20 protein-coding genes, 1 pseudogene and 1 riboswitch are annotated in these 22174 nt (G+C 70.8%); of the genes and pseudogenes, 17 read left to right on the top strand and 4 right to left on the bottom strand.

What is annotated here, in order from left to right:
- From AB0937_RS05890 to AB0937_RS05880, 3 genes are all read left to right on the top strand, one after another.
- Positions 1 to 669 (top strand): cbb3-type cytochrome c oxidase subunit I (locus AB0937_RS05890; protein ID WP_366709717.1); only part of this gene is annotated, 669 nt, incomplete at its 5' end.
- On the top strand, positions 666 to 1064 hold the full coding sequence (locus AB0937_RS05885) for a cytochrome c oxidase subunit 4 (protein ID WP_366709716.1): 399 nt from the start codon (positions 666 to 668) through the stop codon (positions 1062 to 1064). The genes AB0937_RS05890 and AB0937_RS05885, both read left to right, overlap by 4 nt.
- Positions 1065 to 1196: 132 nt before the next feature.
- Entirely contained in the window at positions 1197 to 2450 is a 1254-nt protein-coding gene (locus AB0937_RS05880) for an Ig-like domain-containing protein (RefSeq protein WP_366709715.1), read from the top strand.
- 112 nt (positions 2451 to 2562) lie between these two features.
- On the opposite strand, the gene AB0937_RS05875 is transcribed toward AB0937_RS05880, so the two are convergent.
- Positions 2563 to 2964 (bottom strand): hypothetical protein, encoded by a 402-nt coding sequence (locus tag AB0937_RS05875; RefSeq protein WP_366709714.1) that lies wholly within the window; start codon positions 2962 to 2964, stop codon positions 2563 to 2565.
- A gap of 145 nt (positions 2965 to 3109) precedes the next feature.
- On the opposite strand from AB0937_RS05875, the gene AB0937_RS05870 reads away from it, so the two are divergent.
- The 6 genes from AB0937_RS05870 (at position 3110) to AB0937_RS05845 (ending at position 10208) form a co-directional block, all read left to right on the top strand.
- On the top strand, positions 3110 to 3730 hold the full coding sequence (locus tag AB0937_RS05870; RefSeq protein WP_003989683.1) for a heme-copper oxidase subunit III: 621 nt from the start codon (positions 3110 to 3112) through the stop codon (positions 3728 to 3730).
- Positions 3731 to 3811: 81 nt separating this feature from the next.
- Positions 3812 to 4624, top strand: coding sequence for a c-type cytochrome (locus tag AB0937_RS05865; RefSeq protein ID WP_234750423.1), 813 nt, complete (start codon positions 3812 to 3814; stop codon positions 4622 to 4624).
- On the top strand, positions 4621 to 5694 hold the full coding sequence (locus AB0937_RS05860) for a Rieske 2Fe-2S domain-containing protein (protein WP_366709713.1): 1074 nt from the start codon (positions 4621 to 4623) through the stop codon (positions 5692 to 5694). The genes AB0937_RS05865 and AB0937_RS05860 overlap by 4 nt, the downstream gene beginning before the upstream one ends.
- Positions 5691 to 7313 carry a cytochrome bc complex cytochrome b subunit gene (locus AB0937_RS05855; RefSeq protein WP_366709712.1) on the top strand — a complete coding sequence of 541 codons (1623 nt, stop codon included), beginning with the start codon at positions 5691 to 5693 and terminating at the stop codon, positions 7311 to 7313. Before AB0937_RS05860 ends, AB0937_RS05855 begins: the two co-directional genes overlap by 4 nt.
- Before the next feature lie 136 nt (positions 7314 to 7449).
- Positions 7450 to 8514 (top strand): anthranilate phosphoribosyltransferase, encoded by a 1065-nt coding sequence (gene trpD / locus AB0937_RS05850; protein ID WP_366709711.1) that lies wholly within the window; start codon positions 7450 to 7452, stop codon positions 8512 to 8514.
- Positions 8515 to 8588: 74 nt separating this feature from the next.
- Positions 8589 to 8705, top strand: a riboswitch (SAM riboswitch).
- A gap of 135 nt (positions 8706 to 8840) precedes the next feature.
- On the top strand, positions 8841 to 10208 hold the full coding sequence (locus AB0937_RS05845) for an aminotransferase class V-fold PLP-dependent enzyme (protein WP_366709710.1): 1368 nt from the start codon (positions 8841 to 8843) through the stop codon (positions 10206 to 10208).
- A 134-nt stretch (positions 10209 to 10342) separates the two neighbouring features.
- On the opposite strand, the gene AB0937_RS05840 is transcribed toward AB0937_RS05845, so the two are convergent.
- Positions 10343 to 10624 (bottom strand): Lrp/AsnC ligand binding domain-containing protein, encoded by a 282-nt coding sequence (locus tag AB0937_RS05840; RefSeq protein ID WP_107458443.1) that lies wholly within the window; start codon positions 10622 to 10624, stop codon positions 10343 to 10345.
- A complete protein-coding gene (locus AB0937_RS05835) occupies positions 10621 to 11373 on the bottom strand; it encodes a rhomboid family intramembrane serine protease (protein WP_366709707.1) in 753 nt (250 codons plus the stop codon). Before AB0937_RS05835 ends, AB0937_RS05840 begins: the two co-directional genes overlap by 4 nt.
- Before the next feature lie 159 nt (positions 11374 to 11532).
- Here AB0937_RS05835 and AB0937_RS05830 point away from each other — a divergent pair, with 159 nt between their 5' ends.
- The 6 genes and pseudogenes from AB0937_RS05830 to AB0937_RS05805 all read left to right on the top strand — a co-directional run.
- The gene (locus AB0937_RS05830; RefSeq protein WP_366709706.1) at positions 11533 to 11772 is read left to right on the top strand and encodes a hypothetical protein; all 240 of its coding nucleotides are present in this window, start codon (positions 11533 to 11535) and stop codon (positions 11770 to 11772) included.
- Between the two features lie 70 nt (positions 11773 to 11842).
- Entirely contained in the window at positions 11843 to 13192 is a 1350-nt protein-coding gene (locus AB0937_RS05825) for an NYN domain-containing protein (protein ID WP_366709705.1), read from the top strand.
- A gap of 245 nt (positions 13193 to 13437) precedes the next feature.
- The gene (locus tag AB0937_RS05820) at positions 13438 to 14478 is read left to right on the top strand and encodes an NlpC/P60 family protein (RefSeq protein ID WP_366709703.1); all 1041 of its coding nucleotides are present in this window, start codon (positions 13438 to 13440) and stop codon (positions 14476 to 14478) included.
- 210 nt (positions 14479 to 14688) lie between these two features.
- A complete protein-coding gene (locus AB0937_RS05815; protein WP_366709702.1) occupies positions 14689 to 15702 on the top strand; it encodes an NlpC/P60 family protein in 1014 nt (337 codons plus the stop codon).
- A gap of 33 nt (positions 15703 to 15735) precedes the next feature.
- Positions 15736 to 16944, top strand: coding sequence for a hypothetical protein (locus AB0937_RS05810; RefSeq protein WP_366709701.1), 1209 nt, complete (start codon positions 15736 to 15738; stop codon positions 16942 to 16944).
- 320 nt (positions 16945 to 17264) lie between these two features.
- A pseudogene (locus AB0937_RS05805) lies at positions 17265 to 17909 on the top strand (MATE family efflux transporter); the annotation flags it as partial.
- Here AB0937_RS05805 and AB0937_RS05800 read toward each other — a convergent pair.
- A complete protein-coding gene (locus AB0937_RS05800; protein WP_366709700.1) occupies positions 17870 to 19108 on the bottom strand; it encodes a glycosyltransferase family 87 protein in 1239 nt (412 codons plus the stop codon). The pseudogene AB0937_RS05805 and the gene AB0937_RS05800 overlap by 40 nt on opposite strands.
- A 117-nt stretch (positions 19109 to 19225) precedes the next feature.
- Here AB0937_RS05800 and AB0937_RS05795 point away from each other — a divergent pair, with 117 nt between their 5' ends.
- Positions 19226 to 20368 carry a glycosyltransferase family 4 protein gene (locus AB0937_RS05795; protein WP_366709699.1) on the top strand — a complete coding sequence of 381 codons (1143 nt, stop codon included), beginning with the start codon at positions 19226 to 19228 and terminating at the stop codon, positions 20366 to 20368.
- Positions 20369 to 20576: 208 nt separating this feature from the next.
- A complete protein-coding gene (locus AB0937_RS05790) occupies positions 20577 to 22163 on the top strand; it encodes a GMC oxidoreductase (protein WP_366709698.1) in 1587 nt (528 codons plus the stop codon).
- Positions 22164 to 22174 lie beyond the last annotated feature (11 nt).

The following is a 22174-nucleotide window of genomic DNA, read 5'->3' as shown; positions in this document are numbered from 1 at the left end:
CTGTCCTTCGAGACACCGATGCTCTGGGCGACCGGCTTCCTGATCACCTTCACCTTCGGTGGTCTGACCGGTGTCATCCTGGCCTCGCCGCCGATGGACTTCCACGTCTCCGACTCGTACTTCGTGGTGGCACACTTCCACTACGTCGTCTTCGGCACCGTGGTGTTCGCGATGTTCTCCGGCTTCCACTTCTGGTGGCCGAAGTGGACCGGCAAGATGCTGGACGAGCGTCTCGGTAAGATCACCTTCTGGACGCTGTTCATCGGCTTCCACGGCACGTTCCTGGTCCAGCACTGGCTGGGCGCCGAGGGCATGCCGCGCCGGTACGCCGACTACCTGGCGGCCGACGGCTTCACCGCGCTGAACACGATCTCGACGATCAGCTCGTTCCTGCTCGGCATGTCGATCCTGCCGTTCTTCTACAACGTGTGGAAGACGGCCAAGTACGGCAAGCCGGTCGGCGTCGACGACCCGTGGGGCTACGGCCGCTCCCTGGAGTGGGCGACCTCCTGCCCGCCGCCGCGGCACAACTTCATCACCATGCCGCGGATCCGCAGTGAATCCCCGGCGTTCGACCTGCACCACCCGGAGATCGCCGCTCTCGACCAGCTCGAGAACGTCGGTCACGGCGAGAAGGCCATCGCTGGTGGCAAGGAGGCCGGCAAGTGAAGATCCAGGGCAAGATGTTCATGTGGCTGAGCGTCTTCGTCCTCGCCATGGCTGTGGTCTATGGCGTGTGGTCGAAGGAGCCGGCCGGTACCACGGCCCTCTTCCTGGCCTTCGGCCTGTGCATCATGATCGGCTTCTACCTCGGCTTCACGGCCAAGCGGGTCGACGTCGGTGCGCAGGACGACAAGGATGCGGATGTCGCGGACGACGCCGGCGAGGTCGGGTTCTTCAGCCCGCACAGCTGGCAGCCGCTCTCGCTGGGCATCGGCGGTGCCCTCGCCTTCCTGTCGGTCGCCATCGGCTGGTGGCTGATGTACTTCTCGCTGCCGATCATCCTGATCGGCATCTGGGGCTGGGTGTTCGAGTACTACCGCGGTGAGAACCGCACCCAGTAACACGCGCCGAGCGCCGAAGGGGCCCGGACACTCCGAGAGGAGCGTCCGGGCCCCTTCCTTCTGCCGTAATGCGTGTCACTCGTACGAGTCGTTCGGCGTGCCGCTGTTGACGCCCGTTCCTAGCGTGAGGTCATGAGCCACATAGCGATCTCCCGCCCCCGCACCGTCGTCAGCTGCACGCTGCTGTTGATAGCCCTCAGCGCGGGCGTCACCGCCTGCGGCTCCGACGGCAACCCGCTGGCCGCCCGCCCCTACGACGCGGCGGACCAGATCTCCTTCAGCGCCCCCGACGGGGGCCGTGAGAAGGCCGACCCCGACAAGCCCCTGGAGGTCGTCGAGGACTCCGACGGGCGCATCACCGACGTCACGGCCCACGACGCCTCAGGACGCTACGTGGCGGGCGAACTCGCCGCCGACGGCAGCCGCTGGCACAGCACCTCCCCGCTCGCCGCCAACGCCAGCTACACGGTCCGCGTGAGCACCGAGGACGAGGACGGGGCACCCGGCCGCAAGATTGTCACCTTCGACACCGGCAAGCCCACCACCCAGAAGCGCCTGGACGTGACCTTCGGCCCCAAGACGGGCACCTACGGCGTCGGCCAGCCCGTCACCGCCGAGCTGAGCCAGCCCATCAAGGACAAGGCCCAGCGGGCCGTCGTGGAACGCGCCCTGAAGGTCTCCTCCACGCCCGCCACGGACGGCGCCTGGCACTGGGTGGACGACAAGAAGCTGCACTACCGCCCGAAGGACTACTGGCCCGCCCAGGCCACCGTGCAGGTCCGCAGCAATCTGCAGGGCATCAAGATCGGCGACCGGATGTGGGGCGGCAAGGCCAAGCCGCTGACCTTCACCACCGCGGACAAGCTCATAGCCGTCACGGACGCCGCCGCCCACCAGATGACCGTCTACAAGAACGACGAGATCATCCGGCAGATACCGGTCACCACGGGCAAGCCCGGCTACGACACCCGCAACGGCGTCAAGGTCGTCCTCGCCAAGGAGGGCACCGTCCGTATGACCAGCGCGAGCATCGGCTCCTCGGACTTCTACGACCTGGTCGTCCACCACTCCGTGCGCGTCACCAACAGCGGCGAGTACGTCCACGCCGCCCCCTGGTCCGTCGGCTCCCAGGGCTCCGCCAACGTCAGCCACGGCTGCACCGGCATGAGCACCGAGAACGCCGCCTGGTTCTACGACACCGTCCGCGAGGGCGACATCGTCAAGGTCGTGAACTCCGGCGGAGACATGATGGCCCCGTTCGGCAACGGCTACGGCGACTGGAACCTCGACTGGGCGAAGTGGCGCACCGGCAGCGCCCTCCTGGGCGGCACCCCCGACGGCCCCACGGACGCCGACCGGGCCCGCCTGAGGCCCCAGAGCGTCTAGACGCCCTCACGGGCACGTCCTTCAGGGGCACGTCCTTCGGGGGCGCGGGGAACTGCGCGAACAACCCCCACGCGCCCGCAGCCGCCGGAAGACGACAACGAGAACCGAGCCCTCAGGCGTTCAAAGCCGCCTTGTCCCGCAACAGAGAAGCCAGCGCGGAGGCGAACTCCACCGGCTCCACCGGCAGCGTCACCGCCGCCTCCGCCCGGCTCCAGGTCGCCAGCCACGCATCCTGAGGCCGTCCGATCAGCAGCAGTACCGGCGGACAGCTGAACACCTCGTCCTTGATCTGCCGGCAGAGGCCCATGCCCCCCATCGGCACGGCCTCGCCGTCCAGCACACAGACGTCGACCCCACCCCGGTCCAGCTCCGTCAGCACCGCGGCGGGAGTCGCACACTCCACGAACTCCACCAGGGGGACGTCCGGGGCCGGCCTCCGGCCCGTGGCGAGCCGCACCTGCTCTCGGGTGTTGGAGTCGTCGCTGTAGACCAGCACCGTGGCGGTCGGCTGCATTGTTCCTCCGTGACGTCAACGTCGTAAGGACAGGCCCGTTGGGCCGGATGCTACTCCCTTGAACACCACGTCAACACCGGTACGACCGGTGAAGACACTCCGAACGGCACCCCCCGGAGTGAGGGCGGGATAAGCGACCGACATAATGTCGGTCGTGGCGACAGCAACGACAGTAGAAACCGGGCACGCGCACCCGTCGGTCAATCGGCCGAACCTCACCAGCGTCGGAACCATCATCTGGCTGAGTTCCGAGCTGATGTTCTTCGCGGCCCTCTTCGCGATGTACTTCACCCTGCGATCGGTGACGGGTCCCGATCACTGGAAGGAGATGGCTGCCCATCTCAACTTCCCGTTCTCGGCGACGAACACCACCATCCTGGTGCTCTCCTCGCTCACCTGCCAGCTCGGCGTCTTCGCCGCCGAGCGCGGTGACGTGAAGAAGCTCCGGATGTGGTTCATCGTCACGTTCGTGATGGGTGCGATCTTCATCGGCGGTCAGGTCTTCGAGTACACGGAGCTGGTCAAGGACGCGGGCCTGTCCCTGTCCTCCGACCCGTACGGCTCGGTGTTCTACCTGACCACCGGCTTCCACGGCCTGCACGTGACGGGCGGTCTCATCGCCTTCCTGCTGGTCCTGGGCCGGACCTACGCGGCCAGTAGGTTCACCCACGAGCAGGCGACGGCCGCGATCGTCGTGTCCTACTACTGGCACTTCGTCGATGTCGTCTGGATCGGTCTCTTCGCCACGATCTACATGATCAAGTAGCAGGGCCCGCATCCGCGCGTGCTCGACGAAGCGCGCATCCCAGAAGCATCGACGCAGAAGATCCTGACACCGGGGTAATCCGTGAAAAAGCTCTCCGCACGACGACGCCACCCGTTGGCGGCGCTCGTCGTCCTACTCCTCGCGCTGGCATGCACCGGGGGGCTGTACGCCGTGTTCGCACCCGCGGACAAGGCGCAGGCCGACGAAACCGCCCAGTCCCTCACCATCGAGGAGGGCAAGAAGCTCTACTCGGTCGGCTGCGCCAGTTGCCACGGCACCGGCGGTCAGGGCACCTCCGACGGGCCCAGCCTGGTGGGTGTGGGCGCCGCGGCCGTCGACTTCCAGGTGGGCACCGGCCGTATGCCGGCCGCCACCTCCCAGGGCCCCCAGGTCCCGGCGAAGAAGAACATCTACTCGCAGGCCGAGATCGACCAGCTCGCGGCGTTCATCGCCTCGCTGGGTGCCGGTCCGTCCGTCCCGACGGAGGAGCAGTACGGCCCCGAGGGTGCCGACATCGCCAAGGGCGGTGAGCTGTTCCGCACCAACTGCGCGCAGTGCCACAACTTCACCGGCAAGGGCGGCGCGCTGACGCACGGCAAGTACGCGCCGACCCTCGAGGGCGTCTCCCCGAAGCACATCTACGAGGCCATGCAGACCGGCCCGCAGAACATGCCGTCCTTCCCCGACACCACGCTGTCGGAGAAGAACAAGAAGGACATCATCGCGTACCTCGACGCGGTCAACAGCGAAAAGACCGAGAGCCCCGGCGGCCTCGAACTGGGTGGCCTCGGGCCGGTCAGCGAGGGCCTGTTCGGCTGGATCTTCGGTCTCGGCGGTCTGATCGCCGTCGCCGTGTGGGTCGCCGCCCGGACCGCAAAGGCCAAGAAGTCATGAGTAGCCAAGACATTCCAGAAGAGAACCTGCCTGCCGCGCAGTCCGCAGGACATGACGAGCACGGGCACGGCGCGGTGAGCGTCGCGGACGACAAGAACCCGTTCGCCGACCCGGGCCTGCCGCCTCACGAGCACCGGATCCAGGACATCGACGAGCGGGCCGCCAAGCGGTCCGAGCGTGCGGTCGCCCTGCTGTTCACGGTGTCGATGCTGGCCACCGTCGCCTTCATCGCCTCCTTCGTGGCGATCCCGGTCGACAAGGCGGTCTTCATCTTCCCGCTGGGGCACATCAGCGCGCTGAACTTCGCGCTGGGCCTGTCGCTCGGCATCGCGCTGTTCTGCATCGGCGCGGGCGCCGTCCACTGGGCGCGCACCCTGATGTCCGACGTGGAGGTCGCCGACGAGCGGCACCCGATCGAGGCGTCGCCCGAGGTCCGCGAGAAGGTCTTCGCCGACTTCAAGCAGGGCGCCAAGGAGTCCGCGCTCGGCCGCCGCAAGCTGATCCGCAACACGATGCTCGGCGCGCTCACGCTGGTGCCGCTCTCCGGCGTCGTGCTGCTGCGTGACCTCGGTCCGCTGCCCGGCACCAAGCTCCGCCACACGCTGTGGTCCAAGGGCAAGCTGCTCGTCAACATGAACACCAACGAGCCGCTGCGTCCGTCCGATGTCGCGGTCGGTTCGCTGACCTTCGCCAAGCCCGAGGGCCTGGAGGAGCACGACCACGACTTCCAGAACGAGATCGCCAAGGCCGCCCTGATGATCGTCCGGATCCAGCCGGAGGACATCAAGGACAAGCGCGAGCTCGAGTGGTCGCACCAGGGCATCGTCGCGTACTCGAAGATCTGCACCCACGTCGGCTGCCCGATCTCCCTGTACGAGCAGCAGACGCACCACGTGCTCTGCCCCTGCCACCAGTCCACCTTCGACCTCTCCGACGGTGCCCGAGTGATCTTCGGTCCCGCCGGTCACGCCCTGCCGCAGCTCCGCATCGGCGTGAACGACGAGGGCTACCTCGAGGCGCTCGGCGACTTCGAAGAGCCCGTCGGCCCTGCTTTCTGGGAGCGCGGATGAGCACTGCACAGACACGCCGCAAGGCACCCGCGGGTGAGCGGGTCGCCGACTGGGCCGACGGCCGCCTCGGGATCTACTCCCTGGCCAAGGCCAACATGCGCAAGATCTTCCCGGACCACTGGTCCTTCATGCTCGGTGAGATCTGCCTCTACAGCTTCATCATCATCATCCTCACGGGTGTGTACCTGACGCTGTTCTTCCACCCGTCGATGAACGAGGTGGAGTACCACGGCAGTTACGTCCCGCTCCAGGGGCAGCTGATGTCGGAGGCGTTCGCCTCCACCCTGGACATCAGCTTCGACGTCCGCGGCGGTCTGCTCATCCGGCAGATCCACCACTGGGCGGCGATCATCTTCCTCGCCGGCATGTTCGTGCACATGATGCGCGTCTTCTTCACCGGCGCGTTCCGCAAGCCGCGCGAGATCAACTGGCTGTTCGGCTTCCTGCTGTTCGTCCTGGGCATGTTCACCGGCTTCACCGGCTACTCGCTCCCGGACGACCTGCTCTCCGGCACCGGTGTCCGCTTCACGCAGGGCGCGATCCTGTCCGTGCCGATCGTGGGCACGTACATCTCGATGTTCCTGTTCGGCGGGGAGTTCCCGGGTACCGACTTCGTCGCCCGGTTCTACTCGATCCACATCCTGCTGCTGCCGGGCATCATGCTCGGGCTCGTGGTCGGCCACCTGATCCTGGTCTTCTACCACAAGCACACCCAGTTCGCGGGTCCCGGCCGGACCAACAAGAACGTCGTCGGCATGCCGCTGCTGCCGGTCTACATGGCCAAGGCCGGAGGCTTCTTCTTCCTGGTCTTCGGCGCCATCGCGGCCCTCGCCGGCATCGCGACGATCAACCCGATCTGGGTCCTCGGCCCGTACCGGCCCGACCAGGTGTCGACCGGTGCCCAGCCCGACTGGTACATGGGCTTCGCCGAGGGTCTGATCCGGGCGATGCCGGGCTGGGAGATCAACTTCTGGGGTCACACGCTCGTCCTGGGCGTGTTCATCCCGCTGGTGCTCTTCGGTGTCTTCCTCGCGATCATCGCCCTGTACCCGTTCATCGAGTCCTGGGTCACCGGGGACAAGCGCGAGCACCACATCCTGGACCGGCCGCGCAACGCCCCGACCCGCACCGGTGTGGGTGTCGCCTGGGTCACCGGCTACATCATCATGCTGATCGGCGGTGGCAACGACATCGTCGCCACGCACTTCCACCTGTCGATCAACTCGGTGACCTGGTTCGTCCGGATCGGGTTCTTCCTCGGCCCGGTCCTCGCCTTCGTCGTCACCAAGCGCATCTGCCTCGGCCTGCAGCGCCGGGACAAGGAGAAGGTGCTGCACGGCCGCGAGTCGGGCATCATCAAGCGCCTGCCGCACGGTGAGTTCATCGAGGTGCACGAGCCGCTCAGCCAGGAGCAGATGTACACGCTCACGGCGCACGAGCAGTACAAGCCGGCCGAGATCGGCCCGACGGTCGACGAGAACGGTGTCGAGCGCAAGGTGAAGGGTTCCGAGAAGCTGCGCGCCAAGCTCAGCGACGCCTACTACGGCGAGGGTTCCCAGATCCCGAAGCCCACCGCCGAGGAGTACCGGGAGATCACGAGCGGCCACGGCCACCACTGATCACTGCTTCGCCACGCCACAGAAGGGTCCCGTCCGATGATCGGACGGGGCCCTTCGCCCTGCCCCGGGCTGGATAGGGTGGACCCCGTTGAGAATCTCGTCCCGTGGTGCGGGACGCCTGACCCTGGAGCGGCTTATGAGCGCTGTGACCCCCGCTGGAGGCGACACCGCGGCGGGCCGCTCCTGGCCCCTGCTGCTGAACGGCCTGCTGGACGGCAGGCACCTGAGCGCGGACGACACCGCCTGGGCGATGGACCGGATCATGCGCGGCGAGGCGACCGAGGCGCAGATCGCCGGGTTCGTCGTGGCCCTGCGGGCCAAGGGCGAGACCGTCGAGGAGATCAACGGCCTGGTCCGCACGATGTACGCGCACGCCAACGTGATCGAGGTGCCCGGCGCGACGGTCGACATCGTCGGCACCGGCGGCGACGGCGCGAAGACGGTCAACATCTCCACGATGTCCTCGATCGTGGTCGCCGGCACCGGGGCGAAGGTCGTCAAGCACGGCAACCGGGCCGCGTCCTCGGCGTCCGGGGCCTCCGACGTGCTGGAGAAGCTCGGCGTCAACCTGGAGCTGCCCCTGCACCGGGTCACACAGGTCGCCGAGGAGGCCGGGATCACCTTCTGCTTCGCGGTGAAGTTCCACCCGGCGCTGCGGCACGCGGGCGCCGCCCGCGGCCAGTTGGGCATCCGCACGGTGTTCAACGCCCTCGGCCCGCTCACCAACCCGGCCCGGGTCCGCGCCCAGGCCGTCGGGGTGGCGGACCCTCGCATGGCGCCGATCGTCGCGGGCGTCTTCGCCGAGCGCGGCAACTCGTCCCTGGTCTTCCGGGGCGACGACGGCCTCGACGAACTGACCACCACGGCGACCTCCCGGGTGTGGATCGTCCGGGACGGCAAGGTCACCGAGGAGGCCTTCGACCCGCGTGACGTGGGCCTCGAACTGGTCCCCGTGGAGGCGCTGCGCGGTGCCGACGCCTCCTACAACGCCGAGGTCGCCCGCCGCCTGCTGGACGGCGAGAGAGGCCCGGTCCGCGAGGCGGTGCTGCTGAACTCGGCCGCGGCCCTGGTGGCCCTGAAGCCCACGGCCGCGCCCCTGGCCGAGCAGATCCGCGCCGCGATGACGAAGGCGGCCGAGTCGATCGACTCGGGGGCGGCCAAGCGCACGCTGGAGCGCTGGGTGGCCGCGAGCAACGCGTAGCGGATCCCGTACGGCGTCCCGCGATCCGGACTCGGGTTGCGGGGCGCCGATCTTTTCGCGTACGTTCCTGAACAGGTCATGAGTGACAGTCATGAGGCCCCGGCCGACTGTCCGGCAACCCTCCGTCCGTGGCGGGGTGCCCCGGGTGAAGACCGGGCCGCAGGCAGCGAGGTCTGCGGCAAGCGCGTGACGAGGAGTCTTCCGTGAACCAGCGAATGCGATAGGGCCGCAGAGCCCCGCCTCCGCATCCCCTTTTCTCCTTTCACCCCCGCTCGAGCCGTGCGCGCTCGCGGGCGGATTCCACCTGCCTTCACGGGAGTTCCGTCATGTCCGTCTCCACCCTTGCCGCCGACCAGTCCGTTTGTGCCCCGCTGCCCGTTCTGGGGCGAGATGTCACCGTGCCGCTCGTGACCGGCGGTGAGGTCACCTACGCCGCGCTCGACTACGCCGCCAGCGCCCCGGCGCTCCAGCGGGTCTGGGACGACGTCGCCGCCTACGCGCCGTACTACGGCAGCGTGCACCGCGGTGCCGGATATCTGTCCCAGCTGTCGACCGACCTGTTCGAGAACGCCCGCCGGACCGTCGCCGAGTTCCTCGGCTGCCGCGCGGACGACCAGGTCGTGTTCACCCGGTCGACCACCGACTCCCTCAACCTCCTCGCCGCCGCGCTCCCCGCCGGCTGCCAGGTCTTCGTCTACGAGAGCGAGCACCACGCCTCCCTGCTGCCGTGGCGGAACGCGCAGGTCACCTACCTGGACGCCCCGAGCAGCCCCCGGCAGGCCGTCGAGACCCTGGAGCGCGCCCTCGCCGACCGGGACCCCTACGGACCGGCCCTCGTCTGTGTCACCGGCGCCTCCAACGTCACCGGCGAGCTGTGGCCCGTGCGGGAGCTCGCCGCGGCCGCGCACGCCCACGGCGCGCGGATCGTGCTCGACGCCGCCCAGCTGGCCCCGCACCACCCCGTCTCCGTCACGGACCTCGACGTCGACTGGGTCGCCTTCTCCGGGCACAAGCTGTACGCGCCCTTCGGCTCCGGTGTCCTGGCCGGGCGGGCCGACTGGCTGCGCGCGGCCGAGCCGTACCTCGCGGGCGGCGGCGCCAGCCGCAAGGTCAGCCGGCGCCAGGACGGGGGAGTGGACGTGGAGTGGCACGACGGCGCCGCGCGCCACGAGGCCGGCTCGCCCAACGTCATCGGCGCCTACGCCGTCGCCTCGGCCTGCAAGGCGCTGACCGAAGCGGGCTTCGACACCCTCGTCGCCCGTGAGCAGCACCTGGTCCGCACGGTGCGCGAGGGCCTCGCCGGCGTCCCCGAGGTGCGGTTCCTGTCCCTCTTCGGGGACGACGCGCCGCGCGTGGGCGTGCTCTCCTTCGTCGTCGAGGGCTGGAACAGCTCCCACTTCGCCGCCGCCCTGTCCGCCGAGTACGGCATCGGCGTGCGGGACGGGCTGTTCTGCGCCCACCCGCTGCTGCGCACGCTGCTCGGCAGCGACCCGCAGGCGCAGGGCGAGTGCGGGTCGCCCGAGGCCGCAGCCGGGGAGAAGTCGCTCAACGCCATCCGGGTCAGCTTCGGCGCGGGCACCCCCGACGAGCACGTGGAGCGGTTCGTGCGGGCGGTGCAGGAGCTCGTGACGGACGGGGCGAAGTGGAAGTACCGCACCGAGGACGGCCGCTGCGTGCCGGACACCTCCGCCTGATCCGGCCCCCGCCGCCGGGGCGTGGGCCCCGGCGGCGGGGGCCGGGGTCCGTCGTTCGGATCAGGCCGCAGGAAAGTAGCGGTGCTGTCCGGTGCCGGCCCCACGCGTCCGCGGCGTGATCCTGACGGCAGACCCTAGTTGTCCAGGCCGATCGAGAACGCCGCCTCCAGGTCGTGCTGCGAGTACGTGCGGAACGCCACGTGCGTGTCCGTCCCCTCCACCCCGGGGATCTTGCTGATCCGGCCGGGGATGACCTCCGCGAGGTCCTCGTGCTCGCGCACCCGGACCATCGCGATCAGGTCGTAGGTGCCGGTGACGGAGAAGACCTCGCTGACGCTGTCCAGCGCCGCGATCGACTCGGCGATCTCGGGGATCCGGTCCACGCTGGTCTTGATCAGGACGATCGCGGTGATCACGGCTGGTTCTCTCCCTCGGGAGCCGGTGCAGGGGCGGCCCTCACTCTAGTGGGGCCGGTGGGGCGGCCGTAGCGGACCGACGCGTAGCCGAAGCCCAGACCGAAGCCGATCAGGTGGGCCAGGTAGGCCACCCCCGGCCCGTCCGAGGCCCGCCCCGCCGCCAGCCACTGCAGCGCCGCCCAGAACGGCAGCACGACCCACGCCGGGAAGCGCACCGGCAGGAAGAACAGGAACGGCAGGAGACTGGTCACCCGGGCACGGGGAAACAGGTACAGGAACGCACCGAGGACCGCCGAGATCGCCCCTGAGGCACCGACCAGGGACTGCTCGGAGTCCGCGTTGGCGACGGCGTAGCCCAGCAGGGCCAGATAGCCACAGCCGACGTAGAACAGGGTGAACTGCACCCGGCCCATCCGCTCCTCGGTCATCGCCCCGAAGACGTAGAGGAAGAGCATGTTGCCGAGCAGGTGCACCCAGCTGCCGTGGACGAAGAGCGCCGTCGCGGGGGTGAGGGCCGCGCCTGCGGACCCGTCGAACAGTTCTGCGGGAATCACGCCCCAGCGCCGGAAGTAGGCCCGCTGCACGGCGAGCAGCTCGTCGCCCGTGCCGTACGCCGGGTTCAGTCCCGAGGCGGGTCCGGCCAGGAAGGCCAGGCAGCACAGGGCGATCAGGGTGTGAGTCACCGGCGCCGACGACCCCCTCACCGATCGGCCGGCCCGGACGAGCGACGCACTCCACTTGCTGATCATGAACACAGAGCATGACGTAACCGGACGCAACCGTGCAGACCGCCTCGCCGCCGTGGACGCGCGGGCGGCGAGGAGCCGCCAGGCCGTAGGGTTACGAGCCACACGCACCGGGGATGCCGGTCGCGTCACGGACACTAGAAGGAAAGAGAACAGGTCACGATGACGGTTCCCCTGCCGACCGCCGAGACGCGGTGGCGCTGCACCCTCTGCGGCAACCTCACGAGGTTCGACGTGACCCGCTCGTCGAAGGTCGTCGAGTACGTCCACCTCGACCTGGCCGGAGAGCCGAAGGTCGAGGAGCGCGAGGTGGTCAGTGAGACCATCGAGTCGGTGCGCTGCCGCTGGTGTAACGCGGTGGACCAGGTGGAACTCGTGGACAGGCCGGGCTCCGGCTCCTGACGATGGGGTCCCTCCGCTCGAGCGAGGTCGAGAGCGGGGGAGGGCTCCGCACAGCATTGGGGTGTGACGGATGGTGGAGACCACAGGCGGGGGGCCGGGCGACGGCGCCGCCGAGGTGCTCGACCGTCCGCTGCCCGACGGCGTGCGCCGCAGAGTGGTGCAGATCGTCTCCGACGGCTTCGGCTCGCTGACGGTCGGCGAGCTGCCCGCGCAGCTCAGGCAGTACGCCCGGTTCGCGCCGAACCGCCGGGCCAAGTTCGCCGGCAACGCGATGGCTGCCGCGCTGGAGACCGATCCGCTGTTCCGCCAGCGCATCGGGGAGAAGCTGAGAGAGGCCCAGCCGGAGCTGACCGGCGCTCTCGACTCAGGCTCCCCGCCCCCGGCCGCGGACCCGCTCGATGTGGCGGCCGCGGCCTACGTGCTGCGGCCACCCGGCTGGGTGAAGCTGGTGGCCGCCGCCGGCGAGGAGGCCCAGCGGGCCGACGCCGAACGCGCCGACGAGGAGAACCGGGCCGAACTGGAGCGGCTGCGCGCGGACCTCGAACGGGCCCGTGACGACACCCGGGCCGAGACCGAGCGGCTGCGCGCGGAGCTGGAATCGGCCAAGAAGGAAACCGAGACGCTGCACCGCAAGCTGCGCGCCGCCCTCAGCGACGTGAAGCGCGGCGAGGCCGCCCTGCGCAAGGCACACGGCGAGATCGACGCCGTCCGGGCCGAGGGGCACGCCCAGGTGTCCGCCGCCGAGAGCGAGACCCGGCGGCTCAAGTCCCGGCTGAGTGAGACCGAGGCCGCCCTGGAAGCCGCACGCCGGGCCGCCCGCGAGGGCCGCAGCGTCGAGGACATGCGGGTACGGCTGCTGCTGGACACCCTCCTGGACGCCACCCAGGGGCTCCGCCGCGAACTGGCCCTGCCGCCGGTGTCGGTGCGCCCCGCCGAGACGGTGGACGCCGTCGAGCCGGGCCGGATGACCCCGAAGGACATCGCCGCCCGCGCCCTGTCCGAGAACGACCCGCAGGTTCTCGACCAGTTGCTGGCACTGCCCCAGGCTCATCTCGTCGTCGACGGTTACAACGTCACCAAGACGGGATATCCGCAGATGCCCCTGGAGAAGCAGCGCCTGAGGCTGCTCGGGCAGCTCTCCCAACTGGCCGCGCAGAGCGGCGCCGAGGTGACCTGCGTCTTCGACGGCGCCGAGCTCGTCGCGCCGGTCCTGCTGGCCCCGCCGCGCGGCGTGCGCGTGCTGTTCTCGAAGCCGGGCGTCACCGCCGACGAGCTCATCCGCCAACTGGTGCGCGCCGAACCGCCGGGGCGCCCGGTCATCGTGGCGTCCACCGACCGAGAGGTCGCCGACGGGGTGGCCCGGGCCGGTGCCCGCCCGGTGGCCTCGGCCATGCTGCTCAAGCGCCTTTCGCGCGCCTAGAGGGCGTACGCCCGCTGTGTAACCTCCGGGCGTGATGCCCGGATTGGTGAGACCTGTGGGCCACGGTGAGTCAAGTGGGTCTCACCGCCTGTGAGTCCAGGGGAAAAGATGGCCTACCGTGATGCAATTTTTCATCTGAGGATTTGAACTGATCACAGGAAGGTCACTAGGGTCGGGCCGAACCTCCGCTCGGGTGATCACTCATCGGGAGAGACGGCGGAGGGGCCAGAAGGAGCTTTTCACCCGTGGCGTCCCACCGTCGTCCTAAGCAGCCCAGCCGCGCACGTGTGACCGTGCTGACCACCGCCGCCGCCGCTGCCGTCGCCTTCAGCTCGCAGGCCGCCAACGCGGCCCCCAGTGAGAAGCCGAGCAAGGACGAGGTCAAGGCCAAGGTCGACAAGCTCTACGAGGAGGCCGAGCAGGCCACCGAGAAGTACAACGGCGCCAAGGAGAAGCAGGAGAAGCTCCAGAAGGAGATCTCCACCATCCAGGACAACGTCGCCCGCGGGCAGGAGGAGCTCAACGAGCTCCGCGACAGCCTGGGCCTCGCCGCCGCGTCGCAGTACCGCACCGGCTCCATCGACCCCTCGGTGCAGCTGTTCCTCTCCGCGAACCCCGAGGACTACCTCGACAAGGCCTCCACGCTCGACCAGTTGAGCAGTCAGCAGGTCGAGGCGCTGAAGAAGGTCCAGGAGAAGCAGCGCGAACTCGCCCAGGAGCGCGCCGAGGCCTCCGAGAAGCTCAAGGACCTCGCCTCCACCCGGACCGAACTCGGCAAGAAGAAGAAGGAAGTCCAGGGCAAGCTCTCCTCCGCGCAGAAGCTGCTCAACAGCCTCACCGCCGCCGAGAAGGCCGAACTCGCCGCCGAGCAGAGCCGCGCCAGCCGGGCCAGCGAGCGCGACGCCCTCGACGTGAACGTCCCGCCCGGCTCCGGCCGCGCAGCGGCCGCCTTCGCCTTCGCCCAGAGCCAGCTCGGCAAGCCCTATGTCTACGGCGCCACCGGCATGAGCTCCTTCGACTGCTCCGGCCTCACCTCCCGGGCCTACGCCTCCGCCGGCATCCAGATCCCGCGCACCTCCGAGGCCCAGTCCACGATCGGCACCAAGATCTACTCGACCAGCCAGCTCAAGGTCGGGGACCTGGTCTTCTTCTTCAACGACCTGCACCACGTCGGGCTCTACGCCGGCAACGGGCAGATCATCCACGCCCCGCGCACCGGCACGGTCGTCCGCTACGAGTCGATGAGCACCATCGGCGGCCCGTTCATGTTCGGCGTCCGGGTCTGACGACCGGTTCCGGGCCCGGCCGGCCCGGGACACCGTGTCCGCCGTCCGGGCGAATCACGACAGCTCCGAGTGAGCCCACGCCCCGCCATTGACCTGCGTCAGCGGCGGGGAGCACCGCTGCACACCCACGGATGGTCGTTGGCGACCCCCGGCTGCGGGGCTACTGTCTGCCGCGTTCCAAGTCCGCCAGCGGAAGGAGAGCGGTTTCCCGTGGGGTCCCATCGCCGCCTTGCACCGTCCGGTTTCGACCGGGGCGCCGGTGCCGCCGTCAGCATCCTGTCCGTCGCGGCCGCCGCCCTGGGCGCGGTACCGGCCGGCGCCGCACCGCACGACGACACCCGGGCCACGATGGACCGGCTCTTCGAGCAGGCCGAGAAGGCGACCGAGGCGTACAACGCGGCCGACGAGCGCGCCGACGGGCTGCGCGACGAGGTCGGCGCCGCCCGGGACCGCGTCGCCCGCCAGCAGCAGCGCGTCAACACCATGCGGGACTCGCTCGGTTCGCTGGCCGGTGCCCAGTACCGCTCGGGCGGAACCGACCCGTCCCTCGCCCTGCTGCTCTCCGACGACCCGGACGACTACCTCGACCACGCGTCCCGGCTCGACCGCCTCACCGCCCGCCAGACCGGTGAGCTCAAGAAGCTCCAGGACGCCCTGCGCGAACTCGCCCAGGATCGCGAGGAGACCGCCGGGAAGCTCCGCGAACTGGAGAAGAGCCGCAAGGCCGTCGCCGTCCACAAGAAGACCGTCGAGCGGAAACTCGCCGCGGCCCGGCGCCTGCTCGACTCCCTGCCGGACGCCGAGCGCGACGCCTACGACCGTGCCTCCCGCACCGGCCGCCCGGGCCTGCCCGGCCTCGGCGGCGCCACCGCGGCCTCGGGACGCGGGTCCGCCGCCGTCGCCGCCGCCCGCAGCGCGCTCGGCAAGCCCTACGTCTGGGGCGCCAACGGGCCCTCCGGCTTCGACTGTTCGGGCCTGATGCAGTGGTCGTACGCGCAGGCCGGGGTCTCCCTGCCGCGCACCTCGCAGGCCCAGCGGTACGCCGGCCGGCAGGTCCCGCTGTCCGAGGCGCGCCCCGGCGACCTGGTCGTCTACCGGGGCGACGCCAGCCACGTCGGGATGTACATGGGCAACGGCCAGGTCATCCACGCGCCCTACCCCGGCGCGCCCGTGCGCTACGACCCGGTCGGGATGATGCCGGTCTCCTCGGTCACCAGGGTCTGACCGGCACGGGCCGGCGCCCGTACGATCGGGAACGTGGCTGGTCGAAGGTCTGGTGCCGTTGTCTGCCGCGGCACTGGGGCCGCGCTGGTGGCGCTCGTCGTGCTGCTCGCCGTCCTGACGGGGTGCGGCGGGCGGTCCGCGGCCGACAGCGCCACGGCCGAAGTCCAGCGCCTCCTCGACCGGCGGGCCGCCGCGGTCCTCGACCGTGACGGGCGGGCCTTCGAACGGACGGGCAGCGGAGCGGATTTCGCCAGGCTGCGCGCGGTGCCCGTGGCCGCCTGGTCGTACCGGGTGACCGCACTGCACCGCACCGGCGACACGGCCACCGCCGACGCCGAACTGCGCTACCGCGTCGCCGGGTACGACCGGGCGCCGGTGACGGCCGGGCGCACCCTGCGGCTGCACCGGGACGCGGACGGGCGGTGGTCCGTGACCGCCGACCGGCCCGCGAAGAAGTCCGCGCAGCAGCTGTGGGACCAGGGGGCGGTGCAACTCGTCCGCGGGCGGCACAGTCTCGTGCTCGGCACCGGGCAGTCCGGGCGGTCGCTGCGGGACTTCGCGGACCTGGCCGACCGGGCGGTGCCGGCCGTGTCGGAGGCGTGGGGTACGGACTGGAGCCGGCGGGTCGTCTTGCTCGTGCCGAAGTCGGTGGAGGGGATGGCAGGGCTGCTCGGCTCACCGGCCTCCTCCTACCGCGGGATCGCGGCGGTCACCACCGGTGAGACGGGCGCACGGGACCGGGCGCCGGCGGACCGGATCATCATCAATCCGGACGCGTTCGCGCTCCTCGGCGGTCTGGGCGAGCAGGTCGTCGTCACCCACGAGACCACCCATGTCGCCACCCGCGCCCGCACCACCGCCGCCACACCCCTGTGGCTGTCCGAGGGGTACGCCGACTGGGTCGGCTACCGGGCCGCGGGCCGCACCCCCGCCGAGGCCGCGCCCGAACTGTCCCGGGCCGTACGGGAGGACCGGGTCCCCACCGCGCTCCCGGACGACGAGGACTTCGGCTTCACCGGCGACGCGAGCCGCCTCGCCCGCTCCTACGAGAGCGGCTGGACGGCCTGCCGGCTGATCGCCGACCGCTGGGGCGAGGCCCGGCTCGGCGCGTTCTACCAGGCCGTCGGGGAACACCGGGAGCGGGCCGGGGCGGTGGAGGACGCGATGCGGGAGGTGCTGGGGACGACTCCCGGGGCCTTCACGCAGGAGTGGCGGGCGTATCTGCGGGACCGGCTGGGCTGACTCCGGTGTCCTTGATCGGCCGGGCCCGACGGGATCGGCAGCGGTGGGGCGTCCCGGAGCCGGGCCGCCCGCATCCGCACCCTTACCCGGCCCGGGGCCGGGCCCGGCTTGCCCCACCCGGTGTCCTTGATCGGCTGGGCCCGACGGGACCGGCAGCGGTGGGGCGTCCCGGAGCCGGGCCGCCCGCACCCGCACCCTTGCCCGGCCCGGGCTCCCACTCGGCCTGCGCCCTCAGTCGGCCTGCGCTCTCAGTCGGCCTGCGCCCTCAGTCGGCCTGCGCCCTAAGTCGGCCTGCGCTCTCAGAGACCCTGGCCGTCTCGTTGCGCCGGACGCTGACGACCGGCCTGCCGATGTCCGCCGACTTCACCGTGCGGCAGACGGGCGCCCTGGTCCTGGTCGCGATCGTGGCGCGGCTCGGCGTGACGGCGGTGGCCGCGTACGCGATCGCCTACAAGGCCCTGTACGTGGCGACCATGGCCTTCTACGCCGTCCGCCAGGCGGCCGCCATCCACACCGCCCATCTGCGCGGGGCGGGGCGGGACGCGCGGCGGGCGATCGGGCGGCAGGCCGTGCTCCTCTCCGCGGCGCTCGGCCTCACCGCCGCCGTGCTGCTGGCCGCCGGCGCCCCCTGGATCATGGCCGCCTTCGGTGCCGGGACCGCGGTCACGCACGAGGGAGTGCTGTTCCTGCACTGCGTCGGGCCCTACCTCGTGCTGCTGGCGGGCCTGATCGCGCTCGGCGGGGTCTTCGAGGGCAGCGGAGGCGCCTCGGTGCTGCTGCGCGTCACGGTCCTCGGAACGGCGGTCCAGCTGGCGCTCGCGTACGCACTGACGGGGCTCGGGCTGCCCGGGGTGTGCCTGGCGCCGGCGCTCGCGACGGCGGTGCAGTGCGCCCTGGCGGGGGTGCTGTTCCGGTGGGCCCCGGCTCAGGAGGAGACGGGGGTCTCGCCGGCACGGGTCGGCTGAGGGGGCACCGGGGCCGGCGGTGTGACGGGCGGTACGGTCGCCCGCCACAGGGCCCGGGCCGCGATCAGGGCGGCGGCCACCAGCAGGCCGTTGCGCAGGAACAGCAGGGTGATGCCGAGGCCGCTGCTCGCCACCACGTCGGCGAACCAGAACGGGAACTCCAGCACCGTCACGAAGCACGCGACCAGCACCAGGACGACCGGCAGCCGCATCCGGCTGCCGGGGAAGTACAGGCACACCGCCGCGAGCCCCACCAGCCACACCATGTACTGCGGGCTGATCACCCGGCTGGTGGTGGTGAACATCAGCACCGCCACGAACGCCGCGTCGGCGAGCGTGTGCTCCTCGAAGCGCCGCGCCAGCAGCCGCCACAACACCAGCCAGCCGAAAGCCGCTCCCGTCAGGAACAGCGCGCCGGTGCTCACCTCGCTCACGTACGGCCCGAGGAACTCGATCGAGCCGTAGTTCAGCCGCACCTCGCCCTGCCAGCCGAAGTGCCGGGCGACATGGAAGACCAGCGCGCCCAGCGACTCCACCTCGGTGCCCCGGTCGCGCTGGAACGTCAGGAAGGCGAACGCGCCGGGCATGGCCAGGGCGAACGCGCCGGTCACGGCGACGCCGGTCACCAGGGCCGACACCCAGGCGCTGCGGCGGCGGGCAGCCAGGAGCAGCATCGCCGGCCAGACCTTCAGCAGCGCGCCGAAGGCGGCCAGGGCCCCCATGGCCCTCGGGTGCCGGGCGCCCGCGAGCAGCGCGGCCATGGCCACCGCCGTGACCATCACGTCGTAGCGGGCGTACACCGTCGGCCCGAGCAGCGGCACGCCGATCACCCACACCCAGGCACCGCGCAGCGACCGGCCCGGACGGCGTCCCGCGCAGGCCATGAGGGCCAGCACGGCCAGGTCGGTGACGCAGACCAGCACGAAGAACGCCGTCGGGTAGTCCAGGAAGGGCAGCAGGCCGGGGGAGAGGATCGCCAGGGCGGCGGCGGGCGGGTACTGCCAGGTGACGTCGGCCAGGGGGAAGGTCCCGCTGCTCAGGACGTGATACCAGCCCTGGTAGATCACGTGGACGTCGCTCGTGACGTCCGGGCCCGGGAAGACGTACACCTTCAGGACGAACAGCAGCAGCAACAGCCTCGTGAGACACCAGGCCACCGGCAGCCATGCCAGGGACCGCCTCGTGCCCGTCGTCTTCACCTGATCCCTGCCCGTCCGCGTGCCGTGTTGAGGGGGCCATGATGGGCCCGTCAGCTGTGAGCGTGCCACACCTGCCGCCGGGGACGGCGGTGAGGGCGGTTGGATAGGGTCGGCGGCGTGCGCAAGACCCTGATCGTGACGAACGACTTTCCGCCCCGTCCCGGGGGCATCCAGGCGTTTCTGCACAACATGGCGCTGCGGCTGGACCCGCAGCAGCTGGTCGTCTACGCCTCGACCTGGAAGCGGAGCAGGGAGGGCGTCGAGGCCACCCGTGCCTTCGACGCCGAGCAGCCCTTCACCGTCGTACGGGACCGTACGACCATGCTGCTGCCGACGCCGGGTGCCACCCGGCGGGCCGTCGGTCTGCTGCGGGAGCACGGCTGCACCTCGGTGTGGTTCGGTGCGGCCGCCCCGCTCGGCCTGATGGCGCCGGCCCTGCGCGCGGCGGGCGCCGAGCGGCTGGTCGCCACCACGCACGGCCACGAGGCCGGCTGGGCGCAGCTGCCCGCCGCCCGGCAGTTGCTGCGCCGGATCGGCGACGCCACGGACACGATCACCTACCTCGGCGAGTACACCCGCTCACGCATCGCCTCCGCCCTGACACCCGAGGCGGCCGCCCGGATGGCACAGTTGCCGCCCGGCGTCGACGAGAAGACCTTCCACCCCGGCTCGGGCGGCGACGAGGTCCGGGCCCGGCTGGGCCTGACGGACCGCCCGGTGGTGGTGTGCGTCTCCCGGCTGGTACGGCGCAAGGGGCAGGACACGCTGATCCGGGCCATGCCCCGCATCCTGGCCGCCGAGCCCGGCACCGTCCTGCTGATCGTCGGCGGCGGCCCCTACGAGCAGGACCTGCGGCGGCTCGCGCACGAGACCGGCGTCGCCTCCGCCGTCCGCTTCACCGGCGCAGTGCCCTGGTCGGAGCTGCCCGCCCACTACGGCGCCGGCGACGTCTTCGCGATGCCGTGCCGCACCCGCCGCGGCGGCCTCGACGTCGAGGGTCTCGGCATCGTCTACCTGGAGGCCTCCGCGACGGGCCTCCCGGTCGTCGCCGGCGACTCGGGCGGCGCCCCGGACGCGGTCCTGGACGGCGAAACGGGCTGGGTGGTGCGCGGCGGCTCCCCGGAGGAGGCAGCCGACCGCATCACCGCCCTCCTCGCCGACGCCGAGCTGCGCCGCAGGATGGGCGAGCGGGGCAGGGAGTGGGTCGAGGAGAAGTGGCGCTGGGACCTGCTCGCCGAGCGACTCGAAGACTTGCTGTAGAGCAATCGCCCCTCAGGGGCGCGGGGCTGTATCGATGTGCGGCTCCGCCGCGTGGGCGCGGGAAACGCGCGGGAACCCACGGACAACCCGCACCCGCCTACAAGGATCAAGCCGCACCCCACTAGGCGGAACCACAAAATCCGCCGATGCTGCGCGCATGACAGTAAAACTGATGCAGCGTCAGCTGACAAGACGTCAGATTCTGGGCATGGCAGCCCTCCAGACCGCAGCCACCCTCGGCTTCACCCGCATCGGCCTCGAAAGCGCCCGGGCCGCCCAGCCCGACACGGTCGACACCGCCCCGGCGATCGTCGTCGGCTCCGGCTACGGCGGAGCGGTCGCCGCCCTCCGCCTCGCCCAGGCCGGCATCCGCACCCTCGTCCTGGAGATGGGCCGCCTCTGGAACACCACCGGCCCCGACGGCAAGGTCTTCTGCACCACCGGCGCACCCGACCACCGCTCCATGTGGTTCCGCACCCGCACCGAGGCCCCCCTCGGCACGTTCCTCTGGCTGGACGTCGTCAACCGGGAGATCGGCCGCTACCCGGGCGTCCTGGACCGCGTGCACTTCGACCAGATGTCCGTGTACGTCGGCCGGGGCGTCGGCGGCGGCTCCCTGGTCAACGGGAGCATGGCGGTCACCCCGTCCCGGTCGTACTTCGCGGAGCAGTTCCCCACCATCGACGCCGACGAGATGTACGGCACGTACTTCCCGCGTGCCCGCGCCGCGCTCGGCGTCAACACCGTCGACCCGGCCTGGTTCGAGTCGACGGAGTGGTACCGCTTCACCCGCGTCTCCCGCAAGCACGCCGAGAAGGCCGGCCTGCGGACCACCTTCGTGCCGAGCGTCTACGACTTCGGCCACATGCAGCGCGAGGCGGCCGGCACCGCCCCGAAGTCGGCGCTCGGCGGCGAGGTCATCTACGGCAACAACCACGGCAAGCGCAGCCTCGACAGGACGTACCTCGCCGCCGCGCTCGGCACCGGCAACGTCACCCTCCACACCCTGGAGAAAGTGCGCGCGATCAGCCGCGCCCCGGACGGCACCTACGTCCTGACCGCCCAACGCATCGACGAGACCGGCAAGGTCGTCGAGACCAAGGAGTACGGCTGCACGTACCTCTTCCTCGGCGGCGGCAGCCTCGGCACCACCGAACTGCTGCTGCGCGCCCGGGAGACGGGCGCCCTGCCCGACCTCGACGCCCGTGTCGGCGCCGGCTGGGGCACCAACGGCAACGTGATGCTCGGCCGCGCCAACCATCTGTGGGACACGGTCGGGGCCAACCAGTCGACCATGCCCGTCATGGGCATCGACGACTGGGCCAACACCGCCAACCCGGTGTTCGCCGAGATCGCCCCGCTGCCGACGGGCCTGGAGCACTGGGTGAGCCTCTACCTGGCGATCACCAGGAACCCGGAGCGGGCGTCCTTCTCCTACGACACCGGCTCGGACCGGCTGCGGCTCGGCTGGACGGCGGCGCATTCCGCGGTCTCCGTCGCCATGGCCAAGAAGCTCTTCGACCGCATCAACGCGGCCAACGCGACGATCTACCGGTACGACCTGTTCGGTGCGAAAAGCAAGGTCTTCGCCGACGACTTCACGTACCACCCGCTGGGCGGCTGCGTGCTGGGCGGGGCGACGGACGACTACGGGCGGGTCCGCGGATATCCCCGGCTGTACGTCACCGACGGCTCGCTCGTGCCCGGGTCGCTCGGGGTGAATCCCTTCGTGACCATCACCGCGCTCGCCGAACGCACGATGGCGCGGGTCCTCGCCGAGGACACCGCGCCATAGGGCGACCGGGA

The sequence above is a fragment of the Streptomyces sp. NPDC047880 genome (assembly GCF_040706515.1).
Lineage (GTDB): Bacteria > Actinomycetota > Actinomycetes > Streptomycetales > Streptomycetaceae > Streptomyces.
The sequence above is the reverse complement of the archived record's forward strand: the minus strand, read 5'-3'. Positions and strand labels throughout refer to the sequence as shown.

Bases quoted from the DNA above. Each gene is read 5' to 3' on its own strand.
- AB0937_RS05845 (WP_366709710.1), top strand. From the start codon at position 8,841: ATGTCCGTCTCCACCCTTGCCGCCGACCAGTCCGTTTGTGCCCCGCTG.
- AB0937_RS05855 (WP_366709712.1), top strand. From the start codon at position 5,691: ATGAGCACTGCACAGACACGCCGCAAGGCACCCGCGGGTGAGCGGGTC.
- AB0937_RS05875 (WP_366709714.1), bottom strand. From the start codon at position 2,964: ATGCAGCCGACCGCCACGGTGCTGGTCTACAGCGACGACTCCAACACC.
- AB0937_RS05835 (WP_366709707.1), bottom strand. From the start codon at position 11,373: ATGATCAGCAAGTGGAGTGCGTCGCTCGTCCGGGCCGGCCGATCGGTG.
- AB0937_RS05860 (WP_366709713.1), top strand. From the start codon at position 4,621: ATGAGTAGCCAAGACATTCCAGAAGAGAACCTGCCTGCCGCGCAGTCC.
- trpD (WP_366709711.1), top strand. From the start codon at position 7,450: ATGAGCGCTGTGACCCCCGCTGGAGGCGACACCGCGGCGGGCCGCTCC.
- AB0937_RS05880 (WP_366709715.1), top strand. From the start codon at position 1,197: ATGAGCCACATAGCGATCTCCCGCCCCCGCACCGTCGTCAGCTGCACG.
- AB0937_RS05830 (WP_366709706.1), top strand. From the start codon at position 11,533: ATGACGGTTCCCCTGCCGACCGCCGAGACGCGGTGGCGCTGCACCCTC.
- AB0937_RS05825 (WP_366709705.1), top strand. From the start codon at position 11,843: ATGGTGGAGACCACAGGCGGGGGGCCGGGCGACGGCGCCGCCGAGGTG.
- AB0937_RS05790 (WP_366709698.1), top strand. From the start codon at position 20,577: ATGGCAGCCCTCCAGACCGCAGCCACCCTCGGCTTCACCCGCATCGGC.
- AB0937_RS05870 (WP_003989683.1), top strand. From the start codon at position 3,110: ATGTCGGTCGTGGCGACAGCAACGACAGTAGAAACCGGGCACGCGCAC.